The sequence below is a fragment of the Pedobacter sp. BG31 genome, from assembly GCF_042464845.1.
In the GTDB taxonomy this organism is placed as follows: domain Bacteria; phylum Bacteroidota; class Bacteroidia; order Sphingobacteriales; family Sphingobacteriaceae; genus Pedobacter; species Pedobacter suwonensis.
Genome location: NZ_JBHNZK010000003.1, coordinates 61,589 through 78,533, shown reverse-complemented (window position 1 = coordinate 78,533; position 16,945 = coordinate 61,589). Strand labels below are relative to the sequence as shown.

Genomic DNA, 16,945 nt, shown 5'->3' with positions numbered 1-16,945 from the left:
TAACCTATCCTGGCGTTAAACATGATATCCGTAAATTGCGCAGGTTTATTGTTGAACGAACAGACGCTATATGTAAAAGTGATAAAAGGGAAAGCACGTGGCGAGGAAATGTTTAGTCGCCGCTTTTTACAAGTAACTGACTTCCTCTAAATAATTTCAGCTAAATAAACCTTATTTTTGCATCCTTATATTTTTTAAGATGAGTAAACACGGTAGAATTCTGGTGGCCATGAGTGGCGGGGTTGATAGTTCGGTAGCAGCTGTGATGTTGCATGAACAGGGTTATGAGGTTATTGGATTAACCATGAAGACCTGGGATTATGCCACCTCTGGCGGTAGCAGCAAGGAAACTGGTTGTTGTTCATTAGATAGTATTAATGATGCCCGTACGCTTGCCGTAAATTATGGATTCCCACATTATATTCTGGATATAAGGGATGAATTTGGCGATTATGTGATTGATAACTTTGTGGACGAATATCTTGCCGGAAGAACCCCAAATCCTTGCGTTTTATGTAATACGCATATTAAATGGGAAGCACTTTTAAAACGGGCTAATAAACTGGATTGTGAATTTATTGCAACGGGGCATTACGCCAATATCCGCCAGCAGGATAGTGGTCGTTATGTGATTTCGAAAGGTAAAGACGAAAATAAAGATCAATCTTATGTACTCTGGGGTGTGTCTCAAGAGAACCTTTCACGTACTAAATTCCCATTGGGCAGTTTTGCAAAGTCTGAAATCAGGCAGATGGCGCTGGATATGGGACAGGAAGAACTGGCCAAAAAATCAGAAAGTTATGAAATCTGTTTTGTACCCGATAACGATTATCGATCTTTCTTAAGGCATAAAGTAGCCGATTTAGAAGATCGGGTGGCTGGCGGAAATTTCATTTTGAGTAACGGAATGGTTGTTGGCCAACATAAAGGTTATCCTTTTTATACTATTGGTCAGCGTAAGGGATTAGGTGTTGCCTTTGGAGAGCCTATGTTTGTAACACAGATCCTGCCAGAAAGCAATACAGTGGTTTTAGGTAGGGCTCATGAGCTTGAACGTGGTGAAGCTATGGTACGCAATATTAATTTAATTAAATATGCAAGCATTGAAGAACCAATGAGTGATGTGATTACCAAAATCCGTTACAAAGATGCGGGCATGTTGAGTACAATTGTTCAGGAAAAAGACAAAATGCGTGTCGTTTTCGATCATCATGTATCGGCAATTGCCCCTGGTCAATCGGCTGTATTTTATGAAGGCAATGATTTATTGGGTGGAGGTTTTTTAGTTTAATAGGTTGTCAGTTCTTCTTATTGAGCATTAATATAATAAAGTTACTCCACATCTAAACGGTCGTCATTTCTAGCGGAGTGCAACGCAGTCGAGAACCCGAAGGCTCAGCGAAGCTAAATCTGCCTAAATAGCTCTCTCTATTCCGCTGCACTTCAGTCGAGATGACGATCTTTTCTATAACGTATTTTATAACTATTCACTTCCCTTAAAAATATTAATCGATGCAGTTTTCCAGTGAATGTAACCTAAATTGCCGCAGGTTTGGGCTACAAAGTTTTCTACGTCTTCTGGCACGTCATTAACTACACGCCACCTGATTTTATATTTTGGATTATAACTGATATAAACCACTAAATCATCACTGCGTTGCCCAACGGCATGCAAAGGTTGTAAATGAATATCCTGCAGATCTGCAGCAGCATTCCTTAGTCTTTCATTCATAATTCTACCTAATGAAAGATCCGGTTTAAAATCTGTTTCGAGTATGGCTAAAACGGTAACGGTCATAGAAAAAATAAATATATCAGCAAACTAACCAGGAAAGAAGCCTTTTGTTTAAAATCATCCATTATTACATCGAATAACTGCGATGATTTTTTCTTTATCCTGTCTCTCCAAAAGCAAATCTATACTAAAAAAATTAGTATCAAAATTTATTTTTATCTTTTTTTTAGCCAATGTAATAATTATAGAAACGCATGACATGAATTAAATCGCGGTTAGTCAGTCATAGACTGCGTAAAACGACTTAAACACCTGATAGTTAGAATCCTTGACATATACCTACATTAAGCACATAAAAATTGTGTCTATGCAACGGGAAGAACTGATCAAATAAGAGAGAATTCATAGCGTTTTATTAATTGAAGACTCTTGCTAACTCGCCGCATTTCCTGAAGGAAACATGCTGGAAATCTTCAATGCTTTAAAACGAAATATTAAAACATGTCTGCCAATGCTGATATTGGCTAATAATGCGATGCGGAAGGTTTCATTAACAAACCTGCTGACCTAAACGCGTTCGCCAGCAGGTAATTAGGTATCTGGCAGCTCAGTTCAATAAAAAGTCATTAGTCCACAAATTAGTCTTTAAGTCCTAAAGCATAAAGCCCTTAGTTAAAGTTTTCATTAGCATGAAAGACTTCTATTTAATGGCGGTGGAAGTAGTGACGATAGACCGATGATCAGTGAACTAATGACTAATGCACTATCTAAATGGCTATACTTTCGATTGCTTTATCTAAAGCTAAATCCTTTAGACCGGGAATGCTTACGCCTTCTGCACGATATACAGTTACATCAGTCATACCCATAAAACCTAGAACCGCCCTAAGATAAGATTCTGTAAAATCATAAGGTTTCATCGGCCCTTCTGAATAAACACCACCAGAAGAAATAGCCAAATACACTTTTTTGTTTTTCACCAAGCCTTCAGGACCATTTTCGGAGTACCTGAATGTTTTACCAGCACGTGCAATATGATCGATCCATGCTTTTAGCGTTGATGCAATACCAAAATTATACATTGGGACACCGATTACAATCACATCTGAATCTTCAAGTTCGGCAATAGCCTCGTCAGAATGTTTTATAGCTGCTGTTAATTCTGCAGTATGATTTTCTTTAGGTGTAAAAAAAGAATTGATGTGCACCTCTTCCAAATGTGGAAACGGGGTATTGGTAAGATCGTGTACGGTTAAAGTGTTTCCGGGATTTGCTTCCTGTAACTTTTCTACAATGGCATTTCCCAATTTAATACTGAAAGATGCTTCGCCCCTGGGGCTGGATATTAGATGTAATATTTTCATTTTTTTTGCCTTTTAAATGTCTGGCAAAATTATAGATACACCGTATCAAAAAGCTATTACTATACTAAAGGATAGTGCTATCCTTTAGCATAGCTGTTTATTTTTTTTAGAAAATAAAACCTATTTACCCTGTTTACCAGATAAGGCATTGACCTGCTTTAAATGTTTTTTAAGGACGGGTAAATACTTTCCTGCATATTTTTTAACATCAATATCAGAAGATTGAGCAGCTTTTTCAAACAATGCAACAGCTTGTTGATGATCGGAAACCATCATCTCTACATAAGCTTTATCAAATGCGCCTCCACTCAGGCTGTTCAACCGGCTGATCGCATGGGTCACTTCCGCTTCTGCGTTACCTGTTTTTGGGGCTAAGCCTGTGTTACCTGCTTCGCCTCCGGCGTTCCTGGTACGGGAAGTGTCTTTCAAGTTTTCAGGAGCAGAGTCAACTCTGCCATCAGGTCTTAAACCACCTTCCGGAGTGCTCATCGGCAAGGTTACTTTTTTAAGTTTAGCTAATGCTCTCAATTCCTCATTGGCCTGGTTATGGTCATCAACCATCATATGTCCAAATGCCTTAATTTTTTTGTCAGTTGCTTTATCTGCAGCAAGCTTTCCGGTTAAAACTTCCTTCATTCCGGCAATTGCAGCCTGCTGCAAAAATTGCTCGGTAGTAATGGTATCTTGCTGACGACTGTAAGCAGTTAAAGTTGCGTAATGCCAATCGGCATTTGCAGTTGCATTAAATGAAGTAGCTGAAATGATCATTCCCACTACGGCTATTTCCCGGGTTTTAAAACGTTTTTTCATAATAGATCAGTTAAGGTATAACGCACTAATAGAACCATACCGGTAATTAAAAAGTTTGAACAACCTTATTATTTAAAACCCTACAACAATATGGTTTAAGATTTTAAATTTCTACTAAACTTAATCCATTTTTATCCTGTTCTATTATAAAAAACATAAACTATGGAAAATCAAGAAAACAACCAACCCAAAGAAGAAATTCAAAATATCGAGCAGTTCCAGATTAACCGTTCGCAGGGAAATGCATCGGAAGGACATGCTACTCCCCAACCAGATGGCGATAATGACTACACAGAAGATGAGATACCATTTGCGGATGGTGAAGGGACACAATTAGATGAAGAAATTGAGAATCCCGAAGATGATGAAGAGCTGGAAGAAAAGGATGACTACAATGAATCTGACATAGAAGAATTGGATAACGATCCTAATGCCTATGATGAGGAAGATAGCGAAATGCTATAACACATTATTATTTTACAAAAGATGCCAGACTTGCAATAGCCTGGCATTTTTTATTTAACTACACTACCCTAAACACCTATTTCATAGAGCATTAACATGATGACCTTTATGTTCAAATAATTATCCATTCACCACTTCTCCGCCATTAACATGCATCACCTGTCCGGTAATAAATGAGGAATCATCTGAAGCCAGGAATACGTAAGACGGACCAAGCTCCGACGGCTGCCCTGCTCTTTCCATTGCGGTTTCAGACCCGAATGACTTAATCTTTTCTTCATCAAAGGTAGACACAATGAGCGGTGTCCAAACCGGGCCAGGTGCCACAGCATTTACACGGATACCGGTTTTGGCTAAATTTGTTGCCAGTGAACGGGTAAAAGATGTTATCGCTCCTTTCGTTGAAGAATAATCGATCAGGTTTGGAGAAGAACGGTAGGCGGTCACCGAGGTCGTATTGATAATGGTATCGCCCGCCTTCAAATGGTTCAATGCTTCGTGGGCGAAATAGAAATAGCCAAATATATTGGTCCGGAAAGTATCTTCTAATTGCTTGTCATCGATCCCTTTCGGATCTTTCTGCGGAACCTGCATCCCAGCATTATTTACTAAAATATTAATCTTTCCAAATTTTTTAACTGTTGTTTCCACAGCTTTTTTACAAAAAGCAGGTTTTTTGACATCTCCTTTAATCAACAGGCAGATTTTCCCTTCGGCTTCAACCATTTTCCGGGTTTCTTTTGCATCTATATCTTCATCCAGGTAAACAATGGCTACATCGGCTCCTTCTCTTGCAAAATGAACAGCTACCGAACGACCGATTCCACTATCTCCACCGGTAATCAATGCAACCTTATCAGCTAGTTTGCCCGATCCTTTATAATTTGCTTTAATCACTTCCGGCCTCGGATCCATCTCTGCCTCGATACCAGGCTGTTTGTTTTGTTTAGCAGGTGTTTTCTGTGTTTTCATCGCTTCTTATCTGATTAAATTTCACTTTAACCATTAAACAAGAACATCTTCTGCAAAGTTTTAAGAACCTCTCCCCTGTAATTAAATCCAGGCTTGAGCTAAAATGAACAAATTTTATTTTGATTTCTATTGCCTTTCTAAAGGTCATCATGAAATTAAAAGGAATTTATTGATACCCTTACACAGGCGAAAATGCTTTGATTTTATTGACTGAGAATAAATCTGAACAGGAAAAACTCTATCATTATCTTTCCATCGATGCTTACCTGTTGAAAAAAAGAAATTGCAGAAGAAGCGCCCAACATTGAAATGATCTTTGTTGGTTACAAAAATTAATAATATAAAATGACCTGGAGCTAAAATATATTCCTACATCAAGATGGCACTATGCTAATTAAAAGCTTACTAAACATATCGATAGTAACAAATGTTAAGCATATATGAAGTTTATTGTATTGTCACTGTGTTTTTTCCTGTATATGCTTAACTCTTACGCTCAATATACCGATAGCACCAATTACCACATGCTGCTTACATCAACTGGTTCTATTAACCGAACCAATAACGACCGCGCTTATTTATTGAATAATGCACTTAATTTTGGACTAAAAAAGAAGAGTTTTGTATTAAATTCCACCTCGGCATGGTTGTATGGAAAACAAAACAGCAATTTAACGAACAATGATTTTTCTACTACGTTAAACTTCAACCTCTATAAAACCTTTCCGCATTTTTATTATTGGGGTTTGGTGAATTATAACACCAGTTATTCGTTAAAGTTAAAAAATCAATTGCTTACCGGCGGCGGCATCGCCTACAGCATATTAGACAAACCAAACGCATACATTAACCTGAGCGACGGCGTATTATTTGACCAAAGTAGCCTGATTGTGGGCGATAGCTATCATACTTATCGGAATTCGCTCAGAATGCAGTATCATTTTGCTATAAAAGAACTCATTACGATTGACGGAAATCATTTCCTGCAAAATTCGTTTGACAGAAACGGGGATTATATTATCCGCTCTACCACTACACTCGGCTTGAAATTACGGAAATGGATTAGCCTCACCACCGCTTTGAATTATAACAGACTCAACATTACCCGCAGCGAAAACCTGAACCTGACCTACGGGTTAACGTTAGACAAGTATTTTTAAATCGTTTTCAGTTGATCAGTCAGTAATAAATATTGATTCTTAGTTTTTAATTATTCCCTTTTATTGTCATCCTCAAACAATGAAGGATCTTTATCTATTCGCAAAACTGCTTTAGCAAGCACATCGAATTATCAATCAATAGGCCTGGGGTTGAGTATTTACCGTGTTAATTGACAGCTGAAATAAATGTAGGCATAACAAATTCTTAGATACTTTACCATTGTTGATAATTTTATAAAAATAAAACCCACTGAAATAGAACACTTAGCGTTTTTTATGGTTACAAGCGACAAAAAGAAGTTCGAAGATATGCCATCAAATGATAATTTTGTGTTATGGCAAATATGAACGTTAGAAAATCGATCCAAAATAAAATCGAATCATTAGCTAAGGAAATTGAAACCTTACAGGCAGAATTAAAAAGGTGGGAAAAAATTGCAGCTGATTATGAGATCAATTCAGAGAGTATTGATCTGATTTTATCGATCCAATTACCTGAAAAACCTGAACCAAAAACTAAAAAGATAAAATCTTAAAACATTTAGAGCAGTGACTGTATCGTAATTGGTAATTTCACCAGATAATTCGTCGGTTTAAGCAGCCTGCTGAGCTTGAAGAAGTATCAAAACGAGCCTTTCTCAGAATGATTTTTTAGATTTTTCGCGGAATAATATTTCGAAAGGGCGTCATTCCCGTGAAAACGGGTATCTTAATGCGATAGAAAGGCAACTAAATAAGTCCATATCAAAGCATTAAGATGCCCATCGATAGATCAAGCTGGCATGACAAACGTCGCCAAATTTAATGTTCTCGCCATTACTGAATCTTTTATTTCGAGACAGGCTATCTTCAACAAACTCAGCATAACAAGTGCTGCTTAATATATTCCCTGACTTTCGGTTCCTTCGCTCACGGTTTGTTTCGATAGCTATCAAAAAGATATTGAAAAATTTCAGCATGATGGTTAAAAAAGATATTGCATTACCACCTCTTCTACCCTTTCAACGGAATTCTGGTATATGGTTTAAAATTACTCCATCGCTTTTCAGTTAAAACAGTTACTTTCTTCGCTGTTCCATCGTAAACTTCCCGACTTAAGAAAGATAGTTTTTTAAACAGCTGCTTGTTATACGATTTAGTTATTCTCAAAAGCTCAAAACCCTTTCCTGCCGGATCTTGTTATGCATATACAACAAAAACAATGTATATGAAAAAGTTTATTTATGTTATGGCTATTTCCGCCCTCGCCTTTCAGGCCTGTAATGGTGGGAACAAAGATGCCAAAGAAAGTGCTGATAGTTTAAATATGGCAAAAGACACGACTACCAATGCTGCCGCTACCGGAGGAATTGCAGTAGAAGAAGCTGATGCCAAATTTACAACAGAGGCAGCTGTTGGCGGAATGGCAGAAGTAGAATTGGGAAAAATGGCCCTCGAAAAAAGCAGTAATCCGCAAGTTAAAGAATTTGCAACAATGATGGTTAAAGATCATGGTATGGCAAATACAGAGTTAATGGCGATTGCAAAACAAAAAAACATTACCCTTCCTAGTACTGTAGATGATGAGCATAAGAAAAAAATGGAAGACCTGAGCAAAAAGACAGGTACTGATTTTGATAAGGCTTATGTAAGCGCCATGGTTGATGGACACAAGTCTACCTTAAAGTTAATGGAAGATGAATCAAAAGATGGTAAAGACGCAGATCTTAAAGCTTTTGCAACTAAGACCGCACCAATTGTTCAAAGCCACTTACAAATGATCAATAAAATTAACGATAGCATGAAATAACATGCTTTAAAAGTTATCATGGGAGAAGGAACGGTATGTCGCACCTTCTCTCCATGATGATTCCTTTAAAAAGTCTTCTAAACCGGCTGTAGTGAATTACTTAATAACTACTACTTTATTCTTCAGCTTATTTCTAATTTCCGTTACATCTTTCCAGTTTTATTTAAATTATTACTAGCTTGAGTTCGATCAATAATGTGCTTTAATTTGGGTTCATTGGTACTTTGCATGAACGTTCGTCACCCTGAACTTGTTTCAGGGTCATTATAGCAAGGCGTTTTAACGAAAAAGATGCTGAAATAAATTCAGCACGACGAAACGGCTAGCGATTTGTCCTAATAAAGTTCATTAATTTTTAAATATTAATCGAACTTAGGTTAATAAGCCCATTTTTAGGCTATTCTAATTTAGAAGATTTCTCGACTTCACTGCGTTTCGCTCGAAACGACGTCCTTTACACCCTTGAAAAGAATAATTTCACTACTACATCTACAAATTTCTAAAGCTCTGGTGGCGTATGCCAATCAATAAATGATTTTCTGCTCATCATTTTCAAATAAGGATAATTTCCATTCAATTGTTTTCGCTGTTTGAGCTCATATAAAAAATGTCCACCTAAATCAACAATGATCCTCGCAGTAGCAGCATACCATACACTATGAGGCTGTTTCCAACAAAAAGAATATAAATCGGAAGTAAGTTTAATTCCTTTCAGTTCGGGATGGTAAAAGTTAAGAATTTTTGGATTGGCCAAACCCTGCATAACCTCCGCTTTCCGAACCATTGAAAGGTGATCGGAATGACAAAATTCATATCCTGATAACTTGGGATCATCAACATCGGGAAGGTGCTTCAATATTTTAAAGCCCTTAAATTTCTTACCATTCAATACCCATATCAGATTTGGATAAAAAGACTCCCTGCTGTTCAGTTCTGCAAGTGTTAGTGGCGAATTTTGAAACTCGATGGTATAACCGGATGGAGTAAATATATCTGCCCGGTGAAGATCGGAATTGGCAGCATCATAAAAGGCAACTTCCCTAAATGATGGAGGAAAAGCCAGCTTCCAATCCCGGTGCCAGGCCGTTTCCTTTCTGTAATGCTCCTTTTTAACTAATGGAATACCCGGAACCACTTCATCAACAGAAATATCTCTTCTGATTGCATTATCCATTCTCTGCATTTACAATAAAAAATCAATTAGGGAAACACAAAGTTAAACTAAAATTTTTAGTACAACAAGCCTCATTTACGCTTTATTAAACCTCAACTTATAACGCGTAAGGGACCAAGCACACAGGCTTGAGCATTCGGAATCTGTATTTTGTTAAACCGCGAAGTACGCAAAGTAATACGCCGAGCGCACAAAGATTTGGATGCATATCTTTAAAAACCTTGATCGTCGGACCTCCGACACCAGACTTCGGACTTTCACTAACCACAAAGGACACAAAGTAAAGGCACAAAGCACACAAAGTTAGGTGCCTATTATCTGAAACCCTTTCTTCTGACCTCCGACACTCGACTTCAGACTTTTATCAACTACAAAGGACACACAGTAGGGGCACCGAGCACACAAAGTTGGGCGACTATTATCTGAAACCCTATCTTCGGACCTCCGACACCAGACTTCGGACTTTTATTAACCACAAAGAATACAAAGTAAAGGCACCGAGCACACAAAGTTGGGCAGCCATTATCTGAAACCCTATCCCCGGACCTCCGACACCGGACTTCTGACTTTTAGACTCCAAACTATTCGTTAACTTTGCAGTATGACCATCCAAGAAATACAGCAGTTAGAAGATTTTTTTGCCCAGGCAGGCAAGCAGCAGGTTCCTATTTATCTGAATGAGGCCACAGTAATTACCGATTATGATCATTTTTTGGAAAGCCATCTTATGCCGCTAAAGCTCAATCCCGATGCAAAAGTAAATCAACCGCTTATTCACAGACTGAAAATGCTAAAGTTGCTGATTGAATCTAATGTTTAGGGTAGTAAAACTAAAGTAAATCACTCAACAGAATTGTTAATCTCAATCCGCTTTTGGAACTTGTAACGGACGCCCGGCAGTCCAACGCATACGGAACAATAAATAACTTCACTTACTTTAGTTTTTAAAATAAATATTTCCAACTATATTGGGCATAATTCGTTATTGATATGCATTTGCGCCTTTATTATGACTAAAAATATATTCATTGCTTCAGCCGAACCCTATACAGGCAAATCAGTAATTGCTTTCGGCATGATTAACATGTTGCTGGCTAAAACCCAAAAAGTGGGTTATTTTAAACCCATTATTGCCCAGGATGATCCTAATAAAAAGGACGAGCATGTAAAAGCCATGTTAGATTATTTTTCACTCCCGGTAAACTATGAAGATGCTTTTGCTTTTACCCGCCAGGAAATGCTCCACCAAGCAGAAGACAGTGGAGGAATTATCAATACCATCATCAGTAAATATAAAAAGCTTGAAGATAATTACGATTTTACCGTAATTGAAGGAAGCGACTTTTTAGGTGAAGGTATGGCTTTTGAGTTTGAATCGAATGCGTTAATGGCCAAAAACTTAGGTGCGCCTGTGTTAATAGTCGTGTCTGGTAAAAATAAAACGGCAAGTCAACTTTTTAAATCAGCCATCAATATCTACCGTAACTTTTTATTGCGCGATGTGCAGGTATTAGGCGTCGTGGCGAATATGGTAAATCCGGAAGAGGCTGACCGTATTAAGCAAGCTTTAAGCAATCAATTACCGGCTGAATTATTGATTGCAGTAATTCCAACCGAAACTGGCCTGCAAAGTCCGACGATGAATGAAATTACAACTGCATTAGGTGGCGAGGTACTTTTCGGCACAGAACTGCTGGATAATCAGGTTGATAATTTTGTGACCGGTGCCATGATGTTACCAAATTTTTTACGACATATTAAAGACAATTTGCTTATTGTGACGCCTGGCGATCGTGGTGATATCATTATTGGGGCACTTCAGGCGAATTTGTCAGCCAATTACCCAAAAATTGCCGGCATTGTGCTAACCGCAGGAAGTTTGCCGGATGAACCAATTATTAAACTCATTGAAGGTTTACAGACCATTATTCCCATTATAGCCGTACAAAAAGGAACTTTTGAAACCACGACCACTATTGGGGGGATCCATTCAAAAATTACTATTGAAAACAAGAAAAAAATTACGCTGGCCATAGAGCTTTTTGAAAAGTATGTAGATATCAAAGCATTGGATGATAAAATCATCACTTTTAGCTACCAGGGTATCACCCCACATATGTTTCAATATCAACTCGTTAAATGGGCCAAACGCGATAAAAAACACATCGTTTTACCCGAAGGTAACGATGATCGGATTTTAAAAGCGGTCGAAAAACTCATCACGCAGGATATTGTAGACATTACCCTTTTAGGGGATCCTGTCGAAATAACCAACAACATCAAAAGGCTCGGATTAAACCTCGACATCAATAGCTTAAAGATACATAATCCTGCCCATTCAGTTCATTATGCCGATTATGTAAATACTTTACATGAATTGCGTAAAAACAAAAACGTAAACCTCGAAATGGCCAGAGATATGATGACAGATGTATCTTATTTCGGAACCATGATGGTTTATAAAGGTGATGCTGACGGGATGGTTTCGGGTGCCGTTCATACCACTCAGCATACCATCAGGCCCGCTTTACAATTTGTTAAAACAAAGCCGGGTGTATCCGTAGTTTCTTCTATTTTCTTTATGTGCCTGCCAGAACGCGTAGCCATATTCGGTGATTGCGCGGTTAATCCCAACCCTTCTGCACAACAACTGGCAGAGATAGCCATCTCATCAGCAGAAAGCAGTGCCAAATTCGGTATTGAGCCACGTATTGCCATGTTATCTTATTCTTCAGGCACATCAGGCGAAGGTGAAGATGTAGAACGCGTAAGAGAGGCCACCGCTATAGTTAAAGCGAGGCATCCTGAATTAAAAATTGAAGGGCCAATACAATATGATGCTGCTGTAGACCCGCTTGTGGGTAAACAAAAACTCCCTGGATCTGAAGTAGCAGGCAGAGCCAGTGTATTGATTTTCCCTGATTTAAACACAGGCAATAATACCTATAAAGCCGTGCAACGCGAAACCGGCGCATTGGCCATAGGCCCAATGTTGCAGGGCTTAAACAAACCGATAAACGATCTGAGTCGCGGTTGTACCGTAGACGATATTTTTAATACTGTTGTGATTACAGCAATTCAATGTCAAGACATTTAAATATGAACATTTTAGTCATCAATTCAGGAAGTAGTTCCTTAAAATACCAGCTCTTTAAAATGCCTGAAAAAGTGCCCGTTTGCAGTGGGCTGGCAGAACGTATTGGCATTGAGGGTTCTTTTATCAAACATACCGTTTACAACAAAGGCGAAAAACAAAGCATTGAAGCGCCTGTTTTTGTTGCCGATCATGGCGAAGCCTTAAAGCAGGTTTTAGCTTTATTAACCGAGGGAGATTATGCCGTAATTGCAAGTCCTGATGATATTGCAGCTGTGGGCCACCGGGTAGTACATGGCGGTGAACATTTTTCCGGCCCGACGATAATTACAGAAGAGGTAAAACATCAGATCAAAAAACTTTTTTCCCTTGCGCCATTGCACAACCCTGTGAACTATAAATGTATTGAAGTAGCAGAACAGACTTTTGTGAACGCAAAACAGATCGCGGTATTCGATACAGCTTTTCACCAAACTATACCCGAACAGGCTTACCGTTACGCCATTCCGGAATCGTATTACAAAGAAGATGGCATTAGGGTATATGGGTTTCATGGCACGAGCCATAAATATGTAAGTGAGCAGGCGGTTACTTGGCTGGGGCAAAAAGAAAGTAAAATCATCAGTATTCATTTAGGTAATGGTTGCAGCATCACAGCTATCAAAAATGGCCAATCAATAGACACCAGCATGGGTTTCGGCCCTTTAAGCGGGTTAATGATGGGTACACGGTCCGGAGATATTGATCCATCTGTTATTTTCCATTTAATGGAACATTCCGGATATACGTTATCACAATTGAGTACGCTGGTCAACAAACAGTCTGGCCTGCTGGGCGTAGGCGGCTCAAGCGATATGCGCGACATTAGAAAAATGGTAAATGAAGGCAAAAAAGCTGCTATTTTAGCCATTAAACTATATGCCTACCGGATTAAGAAATTTATCGGGGCTTATGCAGCTGTTTTAAATGGCATAGATGCTATCGTATTTACTGCAGGTGTTGGTGAAAATGACAGCCAGATGCGGGAAGCGGTATGCTCGGAACTCGAATATTTGGGCATTGAATTAGATCAGGAACTTAATGCAACTTATAAAGGTGAATTAAAAGAGATTAGCGCTGCAACCGCCAAGGTAAAGATATTGGTAATTCCAACTAACGAAGAATATGAAATTGCCCATCAATGTTTTGGGATCATGGGCTAACTACAAGACTTCCGAAGCTTATGCAATCGTTTTACGCTTTGCCGACTTCGGAAGTCTGGCTAACTCAGGTGTTTTGCAAAACAGACAAAATGTTACCTGACGGATCTCTGAACCAGGCAATAGCCGGTCCGCCGTTTCCACGAGAAATACCTTTTTGATCGGTTTTGATCGATTCCTGATGGTAAATCTCAAACTTAACTCCTTTGGCAATCAATTCGTCAACAGCCTGATCTATATTTTCGACCGGAAAGTTGAGCACTGTAAAAGTTGCCGGAACATGATTCGGTTTTGGATAAAGCAAGATATTTGAGGAACCGGAAACCACCACTTCAATCACTCCCATTGGGTTATCTTTAACTTCAAGGCCCAATACGTCCTGATAAAATTCTTTTGCTTTCTGTACATCATCTACAGAAAAGGAGCTGAATGCTTTTGAGTTTTGTAACATAACTTAATTGTTTAATTATTTTGAAGAACGGACGGATTATTTTATCAGATTATCATGCTAATATCAACTGATATAGAATACCAATTCACTATATTAATTTTTCCATGCTCCCAACAGGCGCCTGATGATGACGATTTCAGCAATATGATAAGCATTATGATCAGCAATCTGCAAAGCTTCAGTCAAAATACGCTGCCCATCACCATGTGGTATATGGCTGTATAGGTCTGACGAATCCAAAAGCGCTATAAATGCCTGCAGATCATCATCAATTTGCCTTAATGCGTTACTCCAGGTTGATTCATCTTTTGGCGCAAGTTCTTTTGGCCAATATCCATCAGGCCATTTTGGCGATTGATGGCTTCCGTCTCTGCTAAATTCCAGCATATCCCACTGGGCAATTCTAATATGTTCTACCAATTGCCAGATGCTGTATGGCAAATGATCGGGCTTTTCACCTAAAAGATTAAAAGGCAGACCAGCTACAGCATCCTTAAACCCTACATGTGCTCCGCCCCCTTGTAAAAGTTTTTTTAATTCAGTAATCAATATTGCGGTTTCATTTTCCATCATAATGCACTTCTTTAGAAAAAGAACAATTCTCATTCTCATAGGTTTGTATAAAAATTGATTTTGGATAACAGCATTTACTTTTTAATGCATAATTCCTTTAATTTGGGTCATGAAGCGATCATTCCCCATTTTAGAAAAGTATACTTATCTGAACACTGCCAATTCTGGTATTTTATCGGAAAGCTTAGCAGAATGGCGGGTAAAGCACGACGAAACGTTTATGGCTGATGGAAGCATTTTCAGAATGGAAAATCTTGCTGTTATCGCTAACCTCAAAAATAACATCGCTACACTTTTTGGATCAAAGCCCGAAAACACCTATCTGGTTCAAAATTTTTCAATAGGCTTCAATACACTACTTAACGGGTTGGATCGAACTCATCGTTTCTTGCTATTAGCAGACGAATATCCTTCGGTAGGTTATCCCATAATGAGTATGGGTTTTGATTATCATCAGGTAACCATTGATGAAAAATTAGAGGGGAATATCATAAATGCCATTGAAAAATTTAAACCAACCATTCTGGCTTTTAGCATGGTACAATACATCAGCGGTTTAAGAATGGATGAAGACTTTATCAAAAAAATAAAAACTGCCTATCCTGATCTGTTATTGATCGGAGATGGTACTCAGTTTTTAGGCACTACTGCCTTCAATTTTAAGAAATCGGGTTTAGATGCGTTGATTGGCAGTGGATACAAATGGCTTCTGGCCGGATATGGAAATGGTTATGTCATGTTATCCGATCAGATGAAAAATGTAATCTATATAAAAAATAAGGCAGTTAGCCTACCCTCAATGCCGTTTTTAAATGAAAAAGATCCTTTATCAATGTATTTTGAGCCTGGACACCTGGATACCTTAAACTTCGGCTCCTTAAATGAGAGTTTAAATGACCTATGTGCAGTGGGTTTCGACACTATTGAAAAAACCACGCAAGCGCTCAGTAATCAGGCAAGATTAGCATTAAATTCCAGAGGCTTAGTTCCCGATTGGATGCTTGACCGAAAGTATCAGTCTGCTATCATGAGTATGCCGCTGGATCAGGAAATGGTGGATAAATTGCTGTCAGCTAAAATTATTTGTTCTGCAAGGGGCGCCGGCACCAGAATTTCTTTCCATTATTATAATACGGAAGAAGATTTAAACCGGCTGCTTGAGGTTTTAGATGACGGGCATTAATCTACCCTCCAAATGGCATCCACAAAATAATGTTTCTGATCAAAAAAGCTTTGAAGCGGCTTAAAACCCGTTTTTACTGCCAATTTATGAATGTCTTCCAAGGAATACTTTTGTGAAATTTCCATATGTATGTATTCATTTTCCGAAAAATGAATCACCTGCCGACCTATGTTCACGATCTGATTTTGTAAACTGATCAGATAACTTTTACAGGCTCCTGATGCCGGATCGTAACTGGCGTAATGCTCGAATTGATCGACGTTAAAATCACCATCTAGTTCTTTATTGATGCGACGAAGCAGATTAAGATTGAAAGACCTGGTAATTCCACCTTTATCATTATAGGCCGCAAGGATTTGTTGTGGATTTTTTTTAAGGTCAAAGCCGATAATGACGAGGTCGTTTGGAGAAAGCAATTGCTTAAGCGAAAGACAGAAACTCTCAGCATCAGCAACAGTCATATTACCAATATTTGCCCCCATAAATAGCACTACTTTTCTACGGTCAGATAGTTCAGCAGCCTTTTTCAGCATGTCAAAATAATCGCCATTTAAGCCTGTAATATCCAATGCAGGAAGTTTTTTAGGCAGATTTTCTTCCAGATCCGAAATAACATGTTCCGAAATATCAATGGGGAAATAGCTGAATTCCATTTGAGCATCCAGCAGGGATTTTAACAAATGGATAGACTTAGTGGCATCGCCTGCACCCAATTCGATCAGATCGAAAGCTGTTCCATGCGCAGATATAGCTTCAGAAAGTTGTGCAGACTGATTTTGGAGAATCTCCATTTCGGCATTGGTTAGATAATACTCTTCCATTTCCATAATCTGCTGAAATATGCGGTCTCCGGTAGCATCATAAAAATACTTGGAAAGCATAAATTTAGGTTCAGATTTTAGCCCTGCCAGGGTTTCATGAAGAAATTGCGTTTTGTTGCTGGTTGGTATTTCAATGGTAGTTGTGCTCATAACAT

At 38.6% G+C, this 16,945-nt stretch carries 17 protein-coding genes; 9 read left to right on the top strand and 8 right to left on the bottom strand.

Annotated elements, in window-relative coordinates; translation table 11 throughout:
* The first annotated feature begins 199 nt into the window (after positions 1-199).
* On the top strand, positions 200-1,291 hold the full coding sequence (gene mnmA / locus ACFE6N_RS05470) for a tRNA 2-thiouridine(34) synthase MnmA (protein ID WP_378934584.1): 1,092 nt from the start codon (positions 200-202) through the stop codon (positions 1,289-1,291).
* 192 nt (positions 1,292-1,483) lie between these two features.
* Here the strand turns inward: mnmA and ACFE6N_RS05465 are convergent, their stop codons facing one another.
* The 3 genes from ACFE6N_RS05465 to ACFE6N_RS05455 form a co-directional block, all read right to left on the bottom strand.
* Entirely contained in the window at positions 1,484-1,798 is a 315-nt protein-coding gene (locus tag ACFE6N_RS05465) for a hypothetical protein (protein ID WP_134203646.1), read from the bottom strand.
* A gap of 704 nt (positions 1,799-2,502) precedes the next feature.
* On the bottom strand, positions 2,503-3,099 hold the full coding sequence (locus ACFE6N_RS05460) for an FMN-dependent NADH-azoreductase (protein WP_378934582.1): 597 nt from the start codon (positions 3,097-3,099) through the stop codon (positions 2,503-2,505).
* Positions 3,100-3,219: 120 nt separating this feature from the next.
* Positions 3,220-3,909, bottom strand: a complete 690-nt coding sequence (locus ACFE6N_RS05455; RefSeq protein WP_378934580.1) for a DUF4142 domain-containing protein — start codon at positions 3,907-3,909, stop codon at positions 3,220-3,222.
* A 162-nt stretch (positions 3,910-4,071) separates the two neighbouring features.
* Between ACFE6N_RS05455 and ACFE6N_RS05450 the strand changes: the two genes are divergently transcribed.
* Positions 4,072-4,374, top strand: a complete 303-nt coding sequence (locus tag ACFE6N_RS05450) for a hypothetical protein (protein WP_378934578.1) — start codon at positions 4,072-4,074, stop codon at positions 4,372-4,374.
* 120 nt (positions 4,375-4,494) lie between these two features.
* Here the strand turns inward: ACFE6N_RS05450 and ACFE6N_RS05445 are convergent, their stop codons facing one another.
* On the bottom strand, positions 4,495-5,346 hold the full coding sequence (locus ACFE6N_RS05445) for an SDR family oxidoreductase (protein WP_378934576.1): 852 nt from the start codon (positions 5,344-5,346) through the stop codon (positions 4,495-4,497).
* Between the two features lie 440 nt (positions 5,347-5,786).
* Here ACFE6N_RS05445 and ACFE6N_RS05440 point away from each other — a divergent pair, with 440 nt between their 5' ends.
* The 3 genes from ACFE6N_RS05440 to ACFE6N_RS05430 all read left to right on the top strand — a co-directional run bounded on the left by ACFE6N_RS05440 (position 5,787) and on the right by ACFE6N_RS05430 (position 8,295).
* On the top strand, positions 5,787-6,506 hold the full coding sequence (locus ACFE6N_RS05440) for a DUF481 domain-containing protein (protein ID WP_378934574.1): 720 nt from the start codon (positions 5,787-5,789) through the stop codon (positions 6,504-6,506).
* A 335-nt stretch (positions 6,507-6,841) separates the two neighbouring features.
* Positions 6,842-7,042: a hypothetical protein gene (locus ACFE6N_RS05435; protein ID WP_378934572.1), complete on the top strand. Its 201-nt coding sequence runs from the start codon at positions 6,842-6,844 to the stop codon at positions 7,040-7,042.
* 671 nt (positions 7,043-7,713) lie between these two features.
* On the top strand, positions 7,714-8,295 hold the full coding sequence (locus ACFE6N_RS05430) for a DUF4142 domain-containing protein (protein ID WP_090979982.1): 582 nt from the start codon (positions 7,714-7,716) through the stop codon (positions 8,293-8,295).
* A 499-nt stretch (positions 8,296-8,794) separates the two neighbouring features.
* Here the strand turns inward: ACFE6N_RS05430 and ACFE6N_RS05425 are convergent, their stop codons facing one another.
* The gene (locus tag ACFE6N_RS05425; RefSeq protein WP_378934570.1) at positions 8,795-9,469 is read right to left on the bottom strand and encodes a competence protein; all 675 of its coding nucleotides are present in this window, start codon (positions 9,467-9,469) and stop codon (positions 8,795-8,797) included.
* 601 nt (positions 9,470-10,070) lie between these two features.
* Between ACFE6N_RS05425 and ACFE6N_RS05420 the strand changes: the two genes are divergently transcribed.
* The 3 genes from ACFE6N_RS05420 to ACFE6N_RS05410 all read left to right on the top strand — a co-directional run bounded on the left by ACFE6N_RS05420 (position 10,071) and on the right by ACFE6N_RS05410 (position 13,765).
* Positions 10,071-10,289: a DUF6965 family protein gene (locus tag ACFE6N_RS05420; RefSeq protein WP_090979705.1), complete on the top strand. Its 219-nt coding sequence runs from the start codon at positions 10,071-10,073 to the stop codon at positions 10,287-10,289.
* A gap of 189 nt (positions 10,290-10,478) precedes the next feature.
* The gene (gene pta, locus ACFE6N_RS05415; RefSeq protein ID WP_378934568.1) at positions 10,479-12,566 is read left to right on the top strand and encodes a phosphate acetyltransferase; all 2,088 of its coding nucleotides are present in this window, start codon (positions 10,479-10,481) and stop codon (positions 12,564-12,566) included.
* A 2-nt stretch (positions 12,567-12,568) separates the two neighbouring features.
* Entirely contained in the window at positions 12,569-13,765 is a 1,197-nt protein-coding gene (locus ACFE6N_RS05410) for an acetate/propionate family kinase (RefSeq protein WP_378934566.1), read from the top strand.
* A gap of 64 nt (positions 13,766-13,829) precedes the next feature.
* Here the strand turns inward: ACFE6N_RS05410 and ACFE6N_RS05405 are convergent, their stop codons facing one another.
* The gene (locus tag ACFE6N_RS05405) at positions 13,830-14,213 is read right to left on the bottom strand and encodes a VOC family protein (protein WP_378934564.1); all 384 of its coding nucleotides are present in this window, start codon (positions 14,211-14,213) and stop codon (positions 13,830-13,832) included.
* A 93-nt stretch (positions 14,214-14,306) separates the two neighbouring features.
* On the bottom strand, positions 14,307-14,786 hold the full coding sequence (locus tag ACFE6N_RS05400; RefSeq protein ID WP_378934562.1) for a DinB family protein: 480 nt from the start codon (positions 14,784-14,786) through the stop codon (positions 14,307-14,309).
* A gap of 109 nt (positions 14,787-14,895) precedes the next feature.
* Here ACFE6N_RS05400 and ACFE6N_RS05395 point away from each other — a divergent pair, with 109 nt between their 5' ends.
* The gene (locus ACFE6N_RS05395; RefSeq protein WP_378934560.1) at positions 14,896-15,969 is read left to right on the top strand and encodes an aminotransferase class V-fold PLP-dependent enzyme; all 1,074 of its coding nucleotides are present in this window, start codon (positions 14,896-14,898) and stop codon (positions 15,967-15,969) included.
* Here ACFE6N_RS05395 and ACFE6N_RS05390 read toward each other — a convergent pair.
* A complete protein-coding gene (locus tag ACFE6N_RS05390) occupies positions 15,966-16,940 on the bottom strand; it encodes an L-histidine N(alpha)-methyltransferase (RefSeq protein WP_378934558.1) in 975 nt (324 codons plus the stop codon). The two genes, ACFE6N_RS05395 and ACFE6N_RS05390, sit on opposite strands and share 4 nt — an antisense overlap.
* Positions 16,941-16,945 lie beyond the last annotated feature (5 nt).

Coding starts and splice junctions, on each gene's coding strand:
- mnmA (WP_378934584.1), top strand. CDS start 200: ATGAGTAAACACGGTAGAATTCTGGTGGCCATGAGTGGCGGGGTTGAT.
- ACFE6N_RS05465 (WP_134203646.1), bottom strand. CDS start 1,798: ATGACCGTTACCGTTTTAGCCATACTCGAAACAGATTTTAAACCGGAT.
- ACFE6N_RS05460 (WP_378934582.1), bottom strand. CDS start 3,099: ATGAAAATATTACATCTAATATCCAGCCCCAGGGGCGAAGCATCTTTC.
- ACFE6N_RS05455 (WP_378934580.1), bottom strand. CDS start 3,909: ATGAAAAAACGTTTTAAAACCCGGGAAATAGCCGTAGTGGGAATGATC.
- ACFE6N_RS05450 (WP_378934578.1), top strand. CDS start 4,072: ATGGAAAATCAAGAAAACAACCAACCCAAAGAAGAAATTCAAAATATC.
- ACFE6N_RS05445 (WP_378934576.1), bottom strand. CDS start 5,346: ATGAAAACACAGAAAACACCTGCTAAACAAAACAAACAGCCTGGTATC.
- ACFE6N_RS05440 (WP_378934574.1), top strand. CDS start 5,787: ATGAAGTTTATTGTATTGTCACTGTGTTTTTTCCTGTATATGCTTAAC.
- ACFE6N_RS05435 (WP_378934572.1), top strand. CDS start 6,842: ATGGCAAATATGAACGTTAGAAAATCGATCCAAAATAAAATCGAATCA.
- ACFE6N_RS05430 (WP_090979982.1), top strand. CDS start 7,714: ATGAAAAAGTTTATTTATGTTATGGCTATTTCCGCCCTCGCCTTTCAG.
- ACFE6N_RS05425 (WP_378934570.1), bottom strand. CDS start 9,469: ATGGATAATGCAATCAGAAGAGATATTTCTGTTGATGAAGTGGTTCCG.
- ACFE6N_RS05420 (WP_090979705.1), top strand. CDS start 10,071: ATGACCATCCAAGAAATACAGCAGTTAGAAGATTTTTTTGCCCAGGCA.
- pta (WP_378934568.1), top strand. CDS start 10,479: ATGACTAAAAATATATTCATTGCTTCAGCCGAACCCTATACAGGCAAA.
- ACFE6N_RS05410 (WP_378934566.1), top strand. CDS start 12,569: ATGAACATTTTAGTCATCAATTCAGGAAGTAGTTCCTTAAAATACCAG.
- ACFE6N_RS05405 (WP_378934564.1), bottom strand. CDS start 14,213: ATGTTACAAAACTCAAAAGCATTCAGCTCCTTTTCTGTAGATGATGTA.
- ACFE6N_RS05400 (WP_378934562.1), bottom strand. CDS start 14,786: ATGATGGAAAATGAAACCGCAATATTGATTACTGAATTAAAAAAACTT.
- ACFE6N_RS05395 (WP_378934560.1), top strand. CDS start 14,896: ATGAAGCGATCATTCCCCATTTTAGAAAAGTATACTTATCTGAACACT.
- ACFE6N_RS05390 (WP_378934558.1), bottom strand. CDS start 16,940: ATGAGCACAACTACCATTGAAATACCAACCAGCAACAAAACGCAATTT.